This is a genomic window from Streptomyces cyaneochromogenes (genome assembly GCF_003963535.1).
In the GTDB taxonomy this organism is placed as follows: Bacteria; Actinomycetota; Actinomycetes; order Streptomycetales; family Streptomycetaceae; genus Streptomyces; species Streptomyces shaanxiensis.
Map to the genome: position 1 here is coordinate 1,478,473 of NZ_CP034539.1, position 16,563 is coordinate 1,495,035.

11 protein-coding genes are annotated in these 16,563 nt (G+C 71.7%); 9 read left to right on the top strand and 2 right to left on the bottom strand.

The window, feature by feature from the left end:
- The first annotated feature begins 290 nt into the window (after positions 1-290).
- The 3 genes from EJ357_RS06360 to EJ357_RS06370 all read left to right on the top strand — a co-directional run bounded on the left by EJ357_RS06360 (position 291) and on the right by EJ357_RS06370 (position 6,190).
- Positions 291-3,170, top strand: coding sequence for a DEAD/DEAH box helicase (locus EJ357_RS06360; protein ID WP_126389443.1), 2,880 nt, complete (start codon positions 291-293; stop codon positions 3,168-3,170).
- The gene (locus EJ357_RS06365; protein WP_126389445.1) at positions 3,167-4,453 is read left to right on the top strand and encodes an SWIM zinc finger family protein; all 1,287 of its coding nucleotides are present in this window, start codon (positions 3,167-3,169) and stop codon (positions 4,451-4,453) included. The genes EJ357_RS06360 and EJ357_RS06365 overlap by 4 nt, the downstream gene beginning before the upstream one ends.
- A gap of 387 nt (positions 4,454-4,840) precedes the next feature.
- Entirely contained in the window at positions 4,841-6,190 is a 1,350-nt protein-coding gene (locus EJ357_RS06370) for an esterase-like activity of phytase family protein (protein WP_126389447.1), read from the top strand.
- 37 nt (positions 6,191-6,227) lie between these two features.
- Here the strand turns inward: EJ357_RS06370 and EJ357_RS49165 are convergent, their stop codons facing one another.
- Positions 6,228-6,449, bottom strand: a complete 222-nt coding sequence (locus EJ357_RS49165) for a hypothetical protein (RefSeq protein ID WP_126389449.1) — start codon at positions 6,447-6,449, stop codon at positions 6,228-6,230.
- A gap of 472 nt (positions 6,450-6,921) precedes the next feature.
- Positions 6,922-8,088, bottom strand: coding sequence for a xylose isomerase (xylA, locus tag EJ357_RS06380; protein WP_126389451.1), 1,167 nt, complete (start codon positions 8,086-8,088; stop codon positions 6,922-6,924).
- 203 nt (positions 8,089-8,291) lie between these two features.
- Between xylA and xylB the strand changes: the two genes are divergently transcribed.
- The 6 genes from xylB to exaC all read left to right on the top strand — a co-directional run bounded on the left by xylB (position 8,292) and on the right by exaC (position 16,422).
- Positions 8,292-9,737, top strand: coding sequence for a xylulokinase (gene xylB, locus EJ357_RS06385; protein WP_126389453.1), 1,446 nt, complete (start codon positions 8,292-8,294; stop codon positions 9,735-9,737).
- A gap of 24 nt (positions 9,738-9,761) precedes the next feature.
- The gene (locus EJ357_RS06390; protein ID WP_126389455.1) at positions 9,762-10,970 is read left to right on the top strand and encodes an ROK family transcriptional regulator; all 1,209 of its coding nucleotides are present in this window, start codon (positions 9,762-9,764) and stop codon (positions 10,968-10,970) included.
- Between the two features lie 362 nt (positions 10,971-11,332).
- Entirely contained in the window at positions 11,333-12,343 is a 1,011-nt protein-coding gene (locus EJ357_RS06395; protein ID WP_126389457.1) for an acetamidase/formamidase family protein, read from the top strand.
- Between the two features lie 195 nt (positions 12,344-12,538).
- Entirely contained in the window at positions 12,539-13,138 is a 600-nt protein-coding gene (locus EJ357_RS06400; RefSeq protein WP_228472997.1) for an N-acetylmuramoyl-L-alanine amidase, read from the top strand.
- Between the two features lie 82 nt (positions 13,139-13,220).
- Positions 13,221-14,534 carry a GAF domain-containing protein gene (locus EJ357_RS06405; RefSeq protein WP_126389461.1) on the top strand — a complete coding sequence of 438 codons (1,314 nt, stop codon included), beginning with the start codon at positions 13,221-13,223 and terminating at the stop codon, positions 14,532-14,534.
- 364 nt (positions 14,535-14,898) lie between these two features.
- Positions 14,899-16,422: an acetaldehyde dehydrogenase ExaC gene (gene exaC / locus EJ357_RS06415; RefSeq protein ID WP_126389465.1), complete on the top strand. Its 1,524-nt coding sequence runs from the start codon at positions 14,899-14,901 to the stop codon at positions 16,420-16,422.
- Positions 16,423-16,563: the final 141 nt, after the last annotated feature.

Here is a 16,563-nt window from a genome sequence, read left to right on the forward strand (position 1 = left end):
AGGTGCGGCCCCTACTGGTCACGGAGATCCGGCGACGGACGATGTGCGGTCGCCGGACGGAGTGCCGCCGTCCGGACGGGACACGGGCACCGGGCTCCCGGCCCCGGCCTTCGACCACAGGGCTCCCGGTTCCGGGCTCCGGCACCCGCTCCGGGCTCCACAGGCGAGATACCCGCACCCGCCATTGAGTGACCCAAGTCACGAGGTGAAGATGCCTGGTATCGCGTCGACGTCCTGTACCCTCGGCCACTCAACCGCGAGTAGTCAAATTTGAGGAGTGTCACAGAGCTGTGCCGAGGCTTTCCGAGGCAACACCGTCCGAGATCTCCGAACTGGCGTCCTGCTGTGCCGTTTTCGTACCCGGCGATCCTGCCCGCACCTCCCGGTTCGCCTTCTGGCGAGCCGATGGCGACGCTGCTGCGTTCGTCGGGTCCGGATCCGTCGACGAGCGGGCCGTCGCCCTGCCGGTCGAGGACCTGACCGTCGCGCTGCCCGGCGAGGACGGTGCCGAGCTGGTGAGCGTGCCCGCCGTCGTGTTGCCGGTGCGCGCCGCGCTGCCTGTGCTCACGCGTGCGCGTGCCGACGCGCAGGCTCACCGAGCGGCCACTTTCTGGGGCGCCGCCACGGTGCTGGCCCTGCAGTTCGTGGCACGCGGTCTGCTGTTGCCCGGCCTCTCGGCGACCGATCATGACGCCTGGCGCGCCGGTCCCCTGCGGCCGGAGGACGTCGAACGCGTCCGCGCCCTTGCCGCCGCGATGCCGCCGGAAGCGCACGCCATGCCGCTGGACGGCGTCGAGCCACTGCGGCTGCCGAACCCGGAGCGACTGCTGCGGGCCTTCCTGGACGCGGTTGCCGACGCGCTGCCCCGCTCCCCCGCCGCGCCACTGGTGACGGGCGGGCCCGCCTATGCGGCACAGGAGCCGCAGCGGCTCCCCGAACAGCGCGCGTGGGCCGCCGATGTCGCCGCCGGCCACGACGCGGGCGTACGGCTCTCCCTGCGGCTCGAGGTCCCTGGCCTCGCCACCGCGGCGGCGGATGATGCGGCACTGTCCTTCCGGGCGGTGCTCCAGGTGCACAGCGTGAGTGATCCGACGCTGGTCGCGGATGCCGGCGACGTGTGGTCGGGGTCCGGCGCCTTCGGCCCACGCGCGCGGATGGACGCCCTGTTGGCGCTTCGCCGGGCTGCCCGCGCGTGGAGCCCTCTCACGCCGTTGCTCTCGGCGGCCGTACCGGACGCCGTGGAACTCGCCGACGAGGACGTGACCGACCTCCTGGGCGAGGGTGCTCGGGCCCTCTCCGGGGCCGGCGTCGAGGTGCACTGGCCCAAGGGGCTGGCTCGCAAACTGACCGCACGCGCGGTGATCGGCCCGCCGGACGACGAGTCCGCCCCGGGCAGGGTCTCCTCGGACACGCCCTCGTTCCTGTCCGCCGACGCGCTGCTCGCCTTCAACTGGTGGTTCGCGCTGGGCGACCAGCGGCTCACACGTGAGGAGCTGGACCGCCTCGCCGAGTCGAACCGCCCTGTGGTGCGGCTGCGCGACCAGTGGGTCCTCGTCGATCCTCAGGAGGTGCGGCGCGCCCGCGCGCAGCAGGACCACAAGGTGACGCCCATCGATGCGCTCGGCGCCGCCCTGACCGGCTCCACCGAGATCGACGGCCGCCAGGTCGAGGTCCGACCCACGGGGTGGCTGGCGGCCCTGCGCGAGCGGCTCGCGGAGCCCGAGGGGCAGGAGTCGGTCGGTCAGCCCGCCGCGCTCGCCGCCTCGCTGCGTGACTACCAGCGACGGGGTCTGAGTTGGCTGGCCCGCATGACATCCCTCGGCCTGGGGTGCTGTCTGGCCGACGACATGGGCCTCGGCAAGACGATCACGCTCATCGCGCTGCATCTGCACCGGCAGTCGGACGCCTCGTCCGCCGGTCCGACGCTGGTCGTGTGTCCGACGTCCCTGATGGGCAACTGGCAGCGCGAGATCGAGAAGTTCGCGCCCGGCACGCGCGTGCGTCGCTTTCACGGGTCGCGGCGCGACCTGGCCGCCGTGGCGGACGGGGAGTTCGTGCTCACCACGTACGGCACGATGCGCATGGACGCGCGCCGGCTCGCCGGGGTGCCGTGGGGCATGGTCGTGGCGGACGAGGCACAGCACGTGAAGAACCCGTACTCGGCGACCGCGCGGGAGCTGCGCTCCATCGGCGCACGCGCGCGCGTGGCGCTCACCGGCACGCCCGTCGAGAACAACCTGTCGGAGCTCTGGGCGATCCTCGACTGGACGACCCCCGGACTGCTGGGCCGGCTCGGCACCTTCCGCACACGCTACGCGCAGGCCGTCGAGGGCGGCCAGGACCCGGCCGCCGCCGAGCGCCTCGCCCGGCTCGTGCGCCCGTTCCTGCTGCGCCGGCGCAAGTCGGATCCGGGGATCGCGCCGGAACTGCCGCCGAAGACGGAGACCGATCGTGCCGTGTCCCTCACCACGGAACAGGCGGGTCTGTACGAGGCGGTGGTCCGCGAGACGCTCGCGGAGATCTCCGGTGCTGACAGCATGGCGCGCCGCGGTCTGATCGTGAAGCTCCTGACGGGCCTGAAGCAGATCTGCAACCACCCTGCGCAGTTCCTCAAGGAGGAGCGGCCGCGGATCGCAGGGCGCTCGGGGAAGCTGGAGCTGCTGGACGAACTGCTCGACACCATCCTCTCCGAGGGGGCGAGCGTGTTGGTCTTCACGCAGTACGTGCGCATGGGGCGCCTCATCGAACAGCATCTGGCGGCGCGTGGCACACCCTCGCAGTTCCTGCACGGCGCAACACCTGTGGCCGAGCGGGAGACCCTCGTGCAGCGATTCCAGGACGGTGAAGTGCCCGTCTTTCTGCTGTCGTTGAAGGCGGCGGGCACCGGCCTGAACCTCACCCGTGCCGAACATGTCGTGCACTACGACCGCTGGTGGAACCCCGCCGTCGAGGCACAGGCCACGGACCGTGCCTATCGCATCGGCCAGACCCGGCCCGTGCAGGTGCACCGACTGATCGCCGAAGGGACCATCGAGGACCGCATCTCCGACATGCTGAGCCGCAAGCGGCAGCTGGCCGACGCGGTGCTCGGCGCCGGCGAGGCGGCATTGACCGAGCTGACGGACGCGGAGCTGGCCGATCTGGTGGAACTGCGAGGGGGCGCGCGATGACTCGACACGAAGGTGACCTGGAGCGCACGTTCGACGCGCTGCCTCCCGCGCACGGGAAGGGGTTCGCGCAGACGTGGTGGGGCCAGGCCTGGCTGAAGGCGCTGGAGGAGACGGCGCTGGACAATGAGCAGCTCAAGGCGGGCCGCAGGCTCGCCCGCGCGGGCGCGGTCGGCGCGGTGTCGGTGCGTCCCGGGCGGATCACGGCCGTCGTGCAGGGCCGGGACCGTACGGCGCACCGGGCCGACGTACTGCTGGAAGAGCTGTCCGCGCAGCAGTGGGACCGCTTCCTGGACATGACCGTCGAGCGGGCGGGGCATGTCGCGGCGCTGCTGGACCGCGACATGCCCCCGCACCTGGTGGAGGACGCGGCCGCCACGGGCATCGAACTGCTGCCGGGCATGGGCGATCTGGAGCCGGAGTGCGGCTGCGGTGCCTGGGACCACTGCGGGCACACGGCAGCCCTCTGCTATCAGGTGGCGCGGCTCCTGGACCAGGACCCGTTCGTCCTCCTCCTGATGCGCGGGCGCGGCGAACGCGACCTGCTGGACGACCTCCAGTCCCGCAGTGCGGCGCCCGTCGACACGCCGCCCGATGCGTCCACGTCGGCCGAACCGGAAGGTGTCGATGCCGCTGAGGCGTACGCGACCGGCGACATCCTGCCGCCGCTGCCCGCCCTGCCCGAGCTGCCCGCCGAGCCGGGAGTGCCGCCGTCCCTGGACACGGAGACTCCTCCCGCGCCCGGCGTCGATCCGGCCGCCCTGGAGTTCCTGGCCGCCCGGACAGCCGCCGAGGCGCACCGCCTGCTCGCGCAAGTGCTGCGTGCCGGCCCGGAACTGCAGCCCGTGGACGAGGAGTTGACGCCCGCCGAGGACGCGGTGCGCCTCGCCGCCGGTTCCCCTGCCGAGCGCCTGGCGGAGCGGCTGGCCGACGGCTCCGGGCGCGGCCGGGAAGGGATGGCGACGGCCGTACGCGCCTGGCAGCTGGGCGGGGTCGCCGCGTTGTCGGTGCTGGACGAGGAGTGGATCGTCCGGGGCGAAACGCTCGCACGCGCGCGTGCCGCTCTGGAGTCGGCCTGGGACGAGGACGAACGGCCGTCCTTGCGGGCGAAGGGCAACCGCTGGACGGTCACCGGCGCGCCACGCCAACTGCGTCTGGGGCACGACGGACGCTGGTGGCCGTACTGCAAGGAACGCGGACGCTGGGTGCCCGCCGGAGGACCTGCGCAGGATCCGGCGACGGCGCTGGCCTCGGCGGAACTTCCGTCCGAGGAGAGGACGTTGTAAGGGCGGTAGGCCCGGGAGACCGCCCGGGGTTCGCCGGACAGGCCGGGGGGACGACGGCACCCGCCGCCGCGCGAACGAGCGCCGAATCGCGGCTGGGTTGCCCCGGCATGAGGTACTGCGGTCCGGACGGGACCCGGAGGAGTCCCGGACGGCGTTCCGGGAACGGCTGGAGGCGGACGCGCCCGCCCCAGCCTCCGGGCCCTGCCGGCGCAGTCGGAGTGCGGCCGGGTGGGCGGCTTTGTCAAAGGCCGGACCACCTCGGCCTCGGCCAATTGCATGTCGGCTCGACGAGCGCTCGACTCGCCGCGTTCACCTCGCGGCCGCATGCTGTTCCGCGCGGGCTCCAAATCTGACCACTGTCATCGAACTTGGTCCTCAGGAGGCCCGATGTCCCCGCACGCCGCCGACCGGCGCCAGGCCCACCGTTTCGTCGCCGGGGCCGTACCTCTCGCCGTGACCGCGGCCCTCGTGACCGCCGCCGGGCCCGCCTCCGGCACCGCGGACGCGAACGGCAAGGCGCGCGTCGTGCGCACGGCGACGCTCGGAGACATCCCCCTCGGCACGTTCAGCAACGCACTGCTGCCCGGCACCGTCAGCGACGACCGGGGCGTGGACCTCGGCGGCATCGGCAGCGACATCTACCCGACGGGCCGCAAGGGCGAGTACTGGACGGTCACGGACCGCGGCCCCAACGGCCAGATCAAGGTGGACGGCACGAAGCGCCGTACGTTCCCCGTGCCGGGCTTCGATCCGGCGATCGTGCGGATCCGGGTGTCGAAAGCCACCGTGCGGGTGCTGGACGCGATCCCGATCACGACCAGCTCCGGGAAGCCCGTCACGGGGCTGTCGAACCAGCAGGGGCGCGACGAGGCGCCGTACTCCTACAACGCCCGAACCGCTCTGACCTACAACCCGAACGGACTCGACACCGAGGGCATCGTGCGGGCCGCCGACGGGAGTTTCTGGCTCGTCGACGAGTACGGCCCGTCCCTTGTGCACGTCTCCGCGCGCGGGAAGGTCCTCACGCGCTACGTGCCCGAGGGGCTCGGCCTCACCGGCACCGACTACCCGGTGGTGGAGGCGCTGCCGTCCGTTCTGCTGCACCGCAAGACCAACCGCGGCTTCGAAGGACTGGCCCAACTGCCCGGCGGCGACCTGGTGATGGCCGTGCAGAGCCCGCTGTCCCTACCGGACACCGATGCCGGGGAGGCGTCGCGGACCACGCGGCTGCTGCGGTTCTCGCCGAAGAAGAGGGCGGTCACCGCGGAGTACACGTACCGCTTCGACCCGGTGAACGTGGTGGACCCGAGCGAGGACGACACCTCCGAGCTGAAGATCTCGTCGGTCGTGGCCGTGGGCGGGAACCGGCTCCTGGTCGAGGAGCGCACCGACAAGGCGGCCCGGCTCCAGCTGGTACGTCTGGACCCCGCGTCGAACATCCTGGGCGGCCCCTGGGACGACGACACGACGTCTCCGTCGCTCGAGCAGCTCGACGACCCGGCCGCCTCGGGTGTGCCCGTACTGTCCAAGAAACTGGTCGTCGACCTGGGCACGGTCGCCGGTGTGCCCGGCAAGATCGAGGGCGTCGCGCGCGTGGACCACGACACCCTGGCGCTCATCAACGACAACGACTTCGGGATGACGGACGGCGAGGCCGCCTTCGACGCCCAGGGCCGGCTGGTCGACAGCGGCGTGGAGACGTCGGTGGTCTACGTGCGACTGCCGCACGGCATCTGACAGGCGCTCACAAGGGCGGCTCAATTGCGGCGGGCAGCTAGGGCAGTTCATCCGCCAGGGACGGAATCAGCGACTCCAGATCGCTCGGAAGGTCACTGGGCAGTTCGGTGGGGAACCCCGACGGCAGTGATGTCGGCAGTTCGCTCGGCAGCTTGCTGGGGAGTTCGGTCGGGATGCTGAAGGACGGCCTGGGAGTGCCGCTGATGCTGGTCCCGGCGGACGGGTTCTCCTCGGGCGAGTCGTCGCTTCCCGAGGCCATGAGGACCACGGCAACGACAGCTCCCACGACCACGATCGCGGCGAGCAGGATGAACAGCGGGTTGCGCCGCCGCCTGGGTCCACCGCCTTCGTCGGGCGGTTCCGGCGGCGGCCAGTCACCGTACCAGGGCGGGCCGCTGTCGCCCGGAGGGGGACCGTAGCCTCCCGGGGTTCCGTAACCCCCAGTGGGAGGCGGTCCGAAGCCGCCGCCCGGAGGCGGCGTGTCACCCGGCGGTCCGGGCGGCTGAGGCGGTACGGGCGGCATGGCCATACCGCCAAGAGTCGCCGCATGACCGTCAGGAGGCGACCCCTACAGGTGAGTTGATACGCGCCCGGACCACGGACCACATGATTCCGGGACAGTTCGCGCGCAGACCGGCCGGCACCCGGCACCGCGTGCGACCCGGCCCTGAGCAGGCGGGTCGCACGCGGTGGGGCGGCGGCAGCGCACGCGCGCGTGGCCGGCCGATGCCTCAGCCGCGGGCGCCCAGCAGGTGGTCCATCGCCAGCTGGTCGAGGCGCTCGAACGCCATCCCGCGCGCGGCGGCCTCGTCGGCGTCGAACTCCTCGAAGGCCGTACGGTCCGCGAGCAGCGCCTTGAGGCCATCGGCAGCGGTCGGCTGTGCCAGCTCGTCCAGGCGCGAGGCGCGCAGGGCCTCCTGGACCTCCGGGTCGGCACGGAACGCGGCCGAACGCTCCTTCAGGATGAGGTAGTTGCGCATACAACCCGCTGCCGACGCCCACACGCCGTCGAGGTCCTCGGTCCGCGGCGGCTTGAAGTCGAAGTGGCGCGGCCCGGTGTAACCGGCGCTCTCCAGAAGGTCGACCAGCCAGAAGGCGGCACGCAGGTCGCCGGCGCCGAAGCGCAGGTCCTGGTCGTACTTGATGCCGGACTGGCCGTTGAGGTCGATGTGGAAGAGCTTGCCCGCCCACAGGGCCTGCGCGATGCCGTGCGGGAAGTTGAGCCCGGCCATCTGCTCGTGGCCGACCTCGGGGTTCACGCCGTACAGCTCGGGGCGCTCCAGGCGCTCGATGAACGCCAGCGCGTGGCCGACGGTGGGCAGCAGGATGTCGCCGCGCGGCTCGTTCGGCTTGGGCTCGATGGCGAACTTCAGGTCGTAGCCCTGGGAGGTCACGTACTCACCGAGGAGGTCGAAGGCCTCCTTCATGCGGTCGAGAGCCACGCGCACGTCCTTGGCGGCGCCGGACTCGGCGCCCTCACGGCCGCCCCAGGCGACGTACGTCTGCGCACCCAGCTCGACCGCGAGGTCGATGTTGCGGATCGTCTTGCGCAGGGCGTAACGGCGCACGTCGCGGTCGTTGGCGGTGAACGCGCCGTCCTTGAAGACGGGGTGCGTGAAGAGGTTGGTGGTGGCCATCGGCACCTTCATGCCGGTGGCGTCGAGGGCCTCACGGAAGCGCTTGATGTGCCCCTCGCGCTCGCTGTCGGAGGACCCGAAGGGAATCAGGTCGTCATCGTGGAAGGTGACACCGTAGGCGCCGAGCTCGGCCAGGCGCTGCACCGTCTCGACCGGGTCGAGGGCACGCCGCGTGGCGTCGCCGAAGGGGTCCCGTCCCTGCCAGCCGACGGTCCACAGGCCGAAGGTGAACCTGTCCTCGGGGGTGGGCTGGTAGCTCATGCCGCGGCTCCTTGCTTGCGGACGACTGCTTGCTACGACTCGCTACGACTATTTCGTCATGGCGGTTTACAAATTAGTATGCCGACGCGTCCCTGGGAAGGGACAAGATGTCCCCGAAGGGGTGAGGTCCGGGTCGTGGTCATCCGGGGCACCCTGGAAACAGCAGGTCAGATCCCGCAGAGCCGCGGAAAAGGGAGAACCCGATGTCAGCAGCCGAGGGTCCGCTCGTCGTCGGCGTGGACACGTCCACCCAGTCCACCAAGGCGCTGGTCGTCGACGCCTCGACCGGACAGGTCGTCGCGAGCGGCCAGGCACCGCACACCGTGACGTCCGGGGCGGGCCGCGAGAGCGACCCGCGTCAGTGGTGGGGCGCCTTGTGCGAGGCCCTGCGCCAGTGCGGCGACGCCGCGCACGAGGCCGCCGCGGTCTCGATCGGCGGGCAGCAGCACGGCCTGGTCACGCTGGACGCACGGGGCGAGCCGGTACGTCCGGCCCTGCTGTGGAACGACGTGCGCTCGGCGCCGCAGGCCCGCCGGCTGACCGAGGAACTCGGCGGCGCGAAGTTCTGGGCCGAGCGCACGGGCTCCGTGCCGGCCGCGTCCTTCACGGTCACGAAGTGGGCCTGGCTGGCCGAGCACGAACCGGAGGCGGCCCGGGCCACCCAGGCCGTACGCCTCCCCCACGACTACCTGACCGAACGCCTCACGGGCGAGGGCACCACCGACCGGGGCGACGCCTCCGGTACGGGCTGGTGGGCGTCGGGAACGGAATCGTACGACGAGGAGATCCTGGCGCACGTGGGGCTCGACCCGGCACTGCTGCCCCGAGTGGTCCGGCCCGGCGAGGTCGCGGGCACCGTCCGCGACAGCCACGAGCTGCCGTTCTCCAAGGGCACGCTGGTCGCCCCGGGCACCGGCGACAATGCCGCGGCCGCACTGGGCCTCGGGCTGCGTCCCGGCATGCCCGTGCTGAGCCTCGGCACTTCGGGCACGGTGTACGCGGTGTCGCGGCGGCGCCCCGCCGACCCGACCGGCACCGTGGCGGGGTTCGCCGACGCGCACGGCGACTGGCTGCCGCTGGCCTGCACCCTGAACTGCACGCTCGCCGTCGACCGCCTCGCCGCCCTGCTGGGCCTCGACCGCGAGGCCGTGGAACCCACCACGGGCCTCACGCTCCTGCCGTACCTGGACGGCGAACGCACCCCGAACCTGCCGAACGCCTCCGGCGTCCTGCACGGCCTGCGCCACGACACGACCGCCGGCCAACTCCTTCAGGCCGCCTACGACGGTGCCGTCCACGCGCTGCTCGGTGCCCTGGACCTGGTCCTGGACGACGACGCCGACCGTTCGGCGCCGCTGCTGCTGATCGGCGGTGGCGCCCGGGGTACGGCCTGGCAGCAGACCGTACGACGGCTGTCGGGGCGCCCGGTGCAGGTGCCCGAGGCCAAGGAACTGGTCGCGCTCGGCGCGGCGGCCCAGGCGGCCGGCCTGCTGACCGGCGAGGATCCGGCGGCGGTCGCCCGGCGCTGGCACACCACGCGTGGGCCGGTGCTGGACGCCGTGGAGCGGGACGAGGCGACGCTGGCCAGGATCAGCGGGGTACTCTCCGACGCGGCCCCGCTGCTGGAGCGGAGCCCCGAAGACCACTGAGGACTGACGAGGATTGACGGAGGCATGACCGCACCGCTGCACGAGGCCCACCCGGCCGGCGCCGGGCCCGCGCTGCCCAACACCCAGCAGGGCATGCGACGCCGCAACCTCGCCCGGGTGATGCACACCGTCAGCGCCGAGGGTCCGCTCTCCCGTGCCGCCGTCGCCTCCCGCATCGGGCTGACCCGCGCCGCGGTGTCCACGCTCGTCGACGAGCTGATCCGCTCGGGGCTGCTGGAAGAACTCGGTCCCGAGCGGCCCGGCCGGGTGGGCCGTCCCGGATCGGCGCTCGCCGTCAGCGGGCACGGTCCGGCGGGGATCGGCGCGGAGATAGGCGTCGACCATCTCGCCGTCTGCGCGGTCGACCTGCGCGGTGAGGTGCGGTCCCGGGCGGTGCGGTACGGCGCGAACCGGGGTCGTGCTCCCGAGCCGGTGATCGAGGAACTCACCGAAATGGTGCGCCGGGTCCTCGCCGAGGCCGAGGGCGAGGGTCTGTGGCCCGCAGGTCTGGCGGTCGCCGTGCCGGGTCTGGTGGCGCGGGACGCCCGTACGGTCGTACGCGCACCGAACCTCGACTGGCGCGACACGGACCTCGGCGCCCTGCTGCCCGTGGACTTCCCGTTGACCGTGGGCAACGAGGCCAACTTCGGCGCGCTCGCCGAACTCTGGCTCGGCGACGGCACGCCGCGCGACTTCCTGCACGTGTCGGCGGAGATCGGTATCGGCGCGGCGGTCGTGGTGGACGGGGGGCTGCTGCACGGAACGCGCGGTTTCGCGGGCGAGTTGGGGCACATGCCCGTGCGACCGGACGGACCCGAGTGCCCGTGCGGGGGGCATGGATGCCTGGAGCAGTACGCCGGTGAGGAGGCGGTCCTGCGTGCGGCAGGACTGGAGCCGGGCGCGGACCGCGTCGGGCTGCTCGCCGAGCGTGCCGCCGAGGGCGACGAGGACGTACGCCGGGCTCTGCGCGACGCGGGAACGGCGCTCGGTATCGCCCTGACGGGCGCGGTCAATCTGCTCGACCCCGAGAGTGTGGTGCTGGGCGGCGCGCTTGCGGGGCTCGCGCCCTGGCTGCTGCCGTCACTGGAAGCCGAGTTGGACCGGCGCACCGCGGGGCCCGCCTGCCCGGTGTCCGTGTCGCGGTTGGGTCCCGAGGGGCCGTTGCTGGGAGCGGCGCACTCGGTGGTGCGGGCGGTGCTCGACGATCCGGGGGTCGTGGCGGAGCGGGGCTGAATGCCGCGCGGAGGGGGGTGTGGTTCGGCGTGGTTCCGCGCGGAGCCGGGCACGGATCCGTGCGGAGCGGGGCGTGGTTCCGTGCGGAGCGGGGCGTGGTTCCGTGCGGAGCGGGGCGTGGTTCCGTGCGGAGGGGGGCGTGGTTCCGTGCGGCGTAGGAGTAAGTGCCTGTGGAACAGGCCTGATTCCAGGTCGGGTTCATTCTTGTGGGTGAGCAAGTTATCCACAATCGCGGGGCTGTCCACGGAAACCCGGCGTTGCCTGCTGCCCACCCCACCAGCGCCGTACCGTGATTCACGCGGGGCTCACCCGGCATTCCGCCCCTCCCCGCCGGCCTTTTCACAGAACGGAGTTGTGCAGCGATGAGCGATCCCCGGATCCTGACCGTGCGACCCGAACCCGGCGAGTACGCCTGGACGTTCGGTGGCGCAGCTCCCGTGGCGCGCATCGCACCCGGCACGGTCCTCGACCTCTACACCGAGGACTGCTTCGCCGGACGGGTGCGGTCGGAGAAGGACCTCGTGTCCGAGGTGTGCGAGTTCCCGTTCCTCAACCCGCAGACCGGACCCTTCCACGTCGAGGGCGCCGAGCCCGGTGACACGGTCGCCGTGCACTTCGTGTCGATCGAACCGGCCCGGGACTGGGCCGCGTCCAGCACCGTCCCGCTGTTCGGCGCACTCACCTCGACGCACACCACGGCCACGCTGCAACCGCCGCTCCCGGAGACCGTCTGGATCTGGCAGCTCGACCGGACCCGGCGTACGGCGCTGTTCCGCGCACACGACAGTGACATCGAGGTGGAGTTGCCCATGGACCCGATGCACGGCACCGTCGGGGTGGCGCCGGCCAATCTCGAGGTCCGCTCGGCCCTGGTGCCCGACGCACACGGCGGGAACATGGACACACCGGAGATGCGGGCGGGCGTCACCTGCTATCTCGGGGTGAATGTCGAAGGCGCACTGCTCAGTCTCGGTGACGGACACGCCCGGCAGGGCGAGGGCGAGACCTGCGGGGTCGCGGTCGAGTGCGCGATGAACACGGTGGTGATCGTCGAGCTGCTCAAGGGACTTGCCACGCCCTGGCCCCGCATCGAGTCGGACACACACATCATCTCGACGGGGTCGGCCCGGCCGCTGGAGGACGCGTTCCGGATATCCCAGCTCGACCTGGTGCGGTGGCTGGTGCGCGACTACGGGTTCAGTGAGCTGGACGCCTACCAGTTCGCGACCCAGGCCGTCGAGTCGCCGCTGGCCAACGTGTGCGACACCAACTACACCTGCGTGGCCAAGATCCGCAAGGAGTGGCTGCCCACACGCGAGACGCACCGCGGAGTACATGCGCGGCTGCGGGAGACGGCGACGACGCTGCGCTGAGCGCCCCGACCGCCGTCAGCACTGCCCCCGCCCCACGCCGGCACTGCTCCCCGGCCGACGTCAGGCATGCCCCCAACCGCCGTCAGCACTGCCCCGACCCAACCGCGCCACAAACCCCGCTGCAATCCTCAACTCCCAACCGTGCCCGCCCCAACGCTGAACCGCGGCCAACCCGACACCGAAAGGCGAAGCCCTTTGGAACGCGCGAGACCCCTCCCCAGCCGACGGCGAATCCTCCAAGGCACCGCCCTCGCCGCCGTCCCGTACGCCCTGCTTCCCGAATGGCAGGCCGGAGCGCACATCCCGGGCCCGGACTACCCCCTCGCCGAGTGGAAGCCGGCGAGCACCGCCAACTACACGGTGGCGAACCGCCCTACGACCCATCCTGTGGACCGGGTGATCATCCACGTGACACAGACCACCTACCCCAACACCCTGTTCCTCTTCGGGCGTCCCAAGAAGAAGGTGTCCGCCCACTACGTCGTCCGGTCCACCGACGGTCACACCTCCCAGTGCGTTCGCGAGGCGGACATCGCCTGGCACGCCGGGGACTGGGCCCACAACACACGCAGCATCGGCATAGAGCACGAGGGCTGGGTCGACCAGCCCGGCTACTTCACCGACGTCATGTACGAGGCATCGGCCCGGCTCACGGCAGCGATCTGCACCAGGCACGGGATACCGAAAGACCGCACACACATCATCGGGCACCACGAAGTGCCGGGCACCGACCACACCGATCCCGGTCCGCACTGGGACTGGACGCGTTACCTACGTCTGGTGAACGCCGTCTGAGGACTCGCACATCCGCGCCCGTCGGCTCGTCGTTCGGGTGCCCCCGTCGAAAAGGTTGTCCGAGCGCGTACCCGGAGTGACGATGTCCCCAGCCGCATCGCCTTCCCGGGAGGCCGAATTGACCGATCCGTGGGTGGCCCTTGAGCCGGGGGCCGACCCCGCCGAGCGTGTACGCGTGCTGCGTCGTGCGCATGAGACGTTCACCGAGGCGGGGACCGTACCCAAGCCGGTGCGTGCCGTGGTGGCCGACTCGTGGCGGCGTTCCGCACGGGCCGGTGTGGGTCCGGACGGGACCGCGAGCGTGGAGTTGGCGGACGGAGATCTCGGTGCCTATCGCGCGGAGCATCCGCTGGCGCGGGTGATGCCGCTGTTCCGGGAGTTGCTGGGCACGTTCGCCGCCGACGGCGAGCACCTGCTCGCGGTGTGCGACGCGCACGGAAGGTTGCTGTGGGTGGAAGGCCATCCCATGACCCGGCGCAGGGCGGACCTGATGAACTTCGTGCCGGGGGCGCGGTGGGCGGAGACCGCGGTCGGCACGAACGCACCGGGCACGGCGGTCGCCGTGGACCGGCCGGTGCAGGTGTTCGCCGCCGAGCACTTCATCCGCCGGGTGCAGCCCTGGACCTGTGCGGCGGCGCCGGTGCACGATCCGCGCACCGGGCGGGTGCTCGGGGCGGTGGACATCACCGGCGGGGACGGCCTGGCGCATCCGCACAGTCTGGGGTTCGTGCAGGCGGTGGCCCGTGCCGCGGAGTCCCAACTGGCGCTGCTCGCGCCGCCCGCGCCCGCCACCGACACGCCGGAGCTCAGCGCGCTGGGCCGGGACGAGGCGCAGCTGCGCATGGGCGGCCGCCGGGTCAGGCTCAGTCGCCGGCACAGCGAGATCCTGGTGCTGCTGGCCCGCCATCCGGAGGGGCTGACCGGGGACGAGCTGTTGTGCGCGTTGTACGAGGACGAGTCGGTGACGCCGGTGACGCTGCGCGCCGAACTGGCCCGCCTGCGCCGGGCGCTGGGCCCCGGGCTGCTCGCCTCACGGCCGTACCGGCTCACAGTGCCGCTCGAGTCGGACGTGGCGGTCGTGGAGCGTCGCCTGGAGACGGGTGCGGTCACGGCCGCGGTCATGGCGTACTCCGGTCCGCTGCTGCCCGGTTCCCAGGCACCGGCGGTGGTACGGCTCAGGCGGCGCCTCGCCGACGGCCTGCGTACGGCGCTGATCGCGCGTCTCGACCCCGATCTGCTGGCCGACTGGGCGCACGCGTCGTGGGGCGAGGACGACCTGGAGGTGTGGCGGGCGCTCGCCGCGGTGCGGCCGACGGCGGCGGTGCGGTCGAGGCTGGCCGCACTGGAGTCGGAACTCACCGCACCGCCGGTTCGGGAGGGCCGCCCGCCGCGCTGACCGAACCAACGGCGGCCCTCCGAAGTGCCGACCCACCGAAGGGTCGGCGCACCGAAGCACCTCCGCACCGAGGGGCCTCCCCAGCGAAGCACCGGCCCACCGAAGCACCGCCCACCGAGCCAACCAGCCACCCAGGAAAACGGCCCACCGGCCAAGCGGCCCCCCGGGCCGACCAGCCATCCAGCTCCCAGCTCCCAGCTCCCAGCTCCCAGCTCCCAGCTCCCAGCTCCCAGCCCACGACTACCCGACCCGCCGATGGCCCGGCCCCCCGGCCCCGCGCAACGTACTTGCAACCTCGCCGTCCCTAGCCTCGCGCCGAGAGCTGCCCAACGGCGGGCAGTGCTTCTTCGGGAGGCAGAGCAGTATGACCCGTTTCGCGGCGCCCGGCACCGAGGGTGCGATCGTCTCCTACCAGGCGCGCTACGACCACTTCATCGGCGGTGAGTACGTGCCGCCGATCAAGGGGCAGTACTTCGAGAACCCGACGCCGGTGAACGGGCAGCCGTTCACCGAGATCGCGCGGGGCACGGCGGAGGACGTGGAGCGGGCGCTGGACGCGGCGCATGCGGCCGCCCCCGCGTGGGGCAGGACGTCGGTGACCGCGCGGGCTGACATCCTGCTGAAGATCGCCGACCGGATGGAGGCGAATCTGGAGAAGCTGGCGGTCGCCGAGAGCTGGGAGAACGGCAAGCCGGTGCGGGAGACGCTGGCGGCCGACATTCCGCTGGCCATCGACCACTTCCGCTACTTCGCCGGGGCGATCAGGGCGCAGGAGGGCTCGCTGGGCGAGGTCGACGACGACACGGTGGCGTACCACTTCCACGAGCCGTTGGGCGTGGTCGCGCAGATCATCCCGTGGAACTTCCCGATCCTGATGGCGACGTGGAAGCTCGCCCCGGCGCTGGCCGCGGGCAACGCGGTCGTGCTCAAGCCGGCCGAGCAGACGCCGGCGTCCATCCACTACTGGATGAGCCTGGTCGCCGATCTGCTCCCGCCCGGCGTGGTCAACATCGTCAACGGCTTCGGCGTGGAGGCGGGCAAGCCGCTGGCGTCCAGCCCCCGGGTGGCCAAAGTGGCGTTCACCGGGGAGACCACGACGGGCCGGCTGATCATGCAGTACGCCTCGGAGAACATCACGCCGGTCACCCTGGAGCTCGGCGGCAAGTCCCCGAACATCTTCTTCGACGACGTCTGGGCAGCCGACGACGACTTCCGCGACAAGGCGCTCGAGGGCTTCACCATGTTCGCGCTCAACCAGGGCGAGGTGTGTACGTGCCCGTCCCGGGCGCTGGTCCAGCGCGGCAGTTACGCCGAGTTCATGGACGCGGCGATCGCCCGCACCGAACTGATCAAGACCGGCCACCCGCTCGACACGGACACGATGATCGGCGCGCAGGCCTCCAACGACCAGTTGGAGAAGATCCTTTCCTACCTGGACATCGGCCGGCAGGAGGGCGCCCGGGTTCTGACGGGTGGCGAACGTATCGAGCACGACGGCGAGTTGAAGGGCGGCTACTACGTCCAGCCGACCGTCTTCGAGGGCGACAACCGCATGCGGATCTTCCAGGAGGAGATCTTCGGGCCGGTCGTCTCGGTGACGTCCTTCGACGACTTCGACGACGCCATCAAGATCGCCAACGACACGCTGTACGGCCTCGGCGCCGGCGTGTGGACGCGGGACATCAACACCGCGTACCGCGCGGGCCGCGCCATCCAGGCCGGTCGCGTGTGGACGAACTGCTACCACGCCTACCCGGCGCACGCGGCCTTCGGTGGCTACAAGGGCTCGGGCATCGGGCGTGAGACGCACAAGATGATGCTGGAGCACTACCAGCAGACGAAGAACATTCTTTGTTCCTACAGCCCTAGGAAGCTTGGGTTCTTCTAGAGCTCACAGCTGGCGACCAGCCGCGGGCCGAGCGACGTCCTTGTGGAACGACCACAGACGGGCGTTACCTCTCGGTCCTTCAATCCGGGACAGACATCGACGGAGTGGAGCCAGGATGATCCTGGCTCCACTCCGTAGTGC

Excerpts from the sequence above, each read along its gene's own strand:
- EJ357_RS06395 (WP_126389457.1), top strand. The coding sequence starts at position 11,333 with ATGAGCGATCCCCGGATCCTGACCGTGCGACCCGAACCCGGCGAGTAC.
- xylB (WP_126389453.1), top strand. The coding sequence starts at position 8,292 with ATGTCAGCAGCCGAGGGTCCGCTCGTCGTCGGCGTGGACACGTCCACC.
- EJ357_RS49165 (WP_126389449.1), bottom strand. The coding sequence starts at position 6,449 with ATGGCCTCGGGAAGCGACGACTCGCCCGAGGAGAACCCGTCCGCCGGG.
- EJ357_RS06370 (WP_126389447.1), top strand. The coding sequence starts at position 4,841 with ATGTCCCCGCACGCCGCCGACCGGCGCCAGGCCCACCGTTTCGTCGCC.
- EJ357_RS06405 (WP_126389461.1), top strand. The coding sequence starts at position 13,221 with ATGTCCCCAGCCGCATCGCCTTCCCGGGAGGCCGAATTGACCGATCCG.
- EJ357_RS06365 (WP_126389445.1), top strand. The coding sequence starts at position 3,167 with ATGACTCGACACGAAGGTGACCTGGAGCGCACGTTCGACGCGCTGCCT.
- EJ357_RS06390 (WP_126389455.1), top strand. The coding sequence starts at position 9,762 with ATGACCGCACCGCTGCACGAGGCCCACCCGGCCGGCGCCGGGCCCGCG.
- xylA (WP_126389451.1), bottom strand. The coding sequence starts at position 8,088 with ATGAGCTACCAGCCCACCCCCGAGGACAGGTTCACCTTCGGCCTGTGG.
- exaC (WP_126389465.1), top strand. The coding sequence starts at position 14,899 with ATGACCCGTTTCGCGGCGCCCGGCACCGAGGGTGCGATCGTCTCCTAC.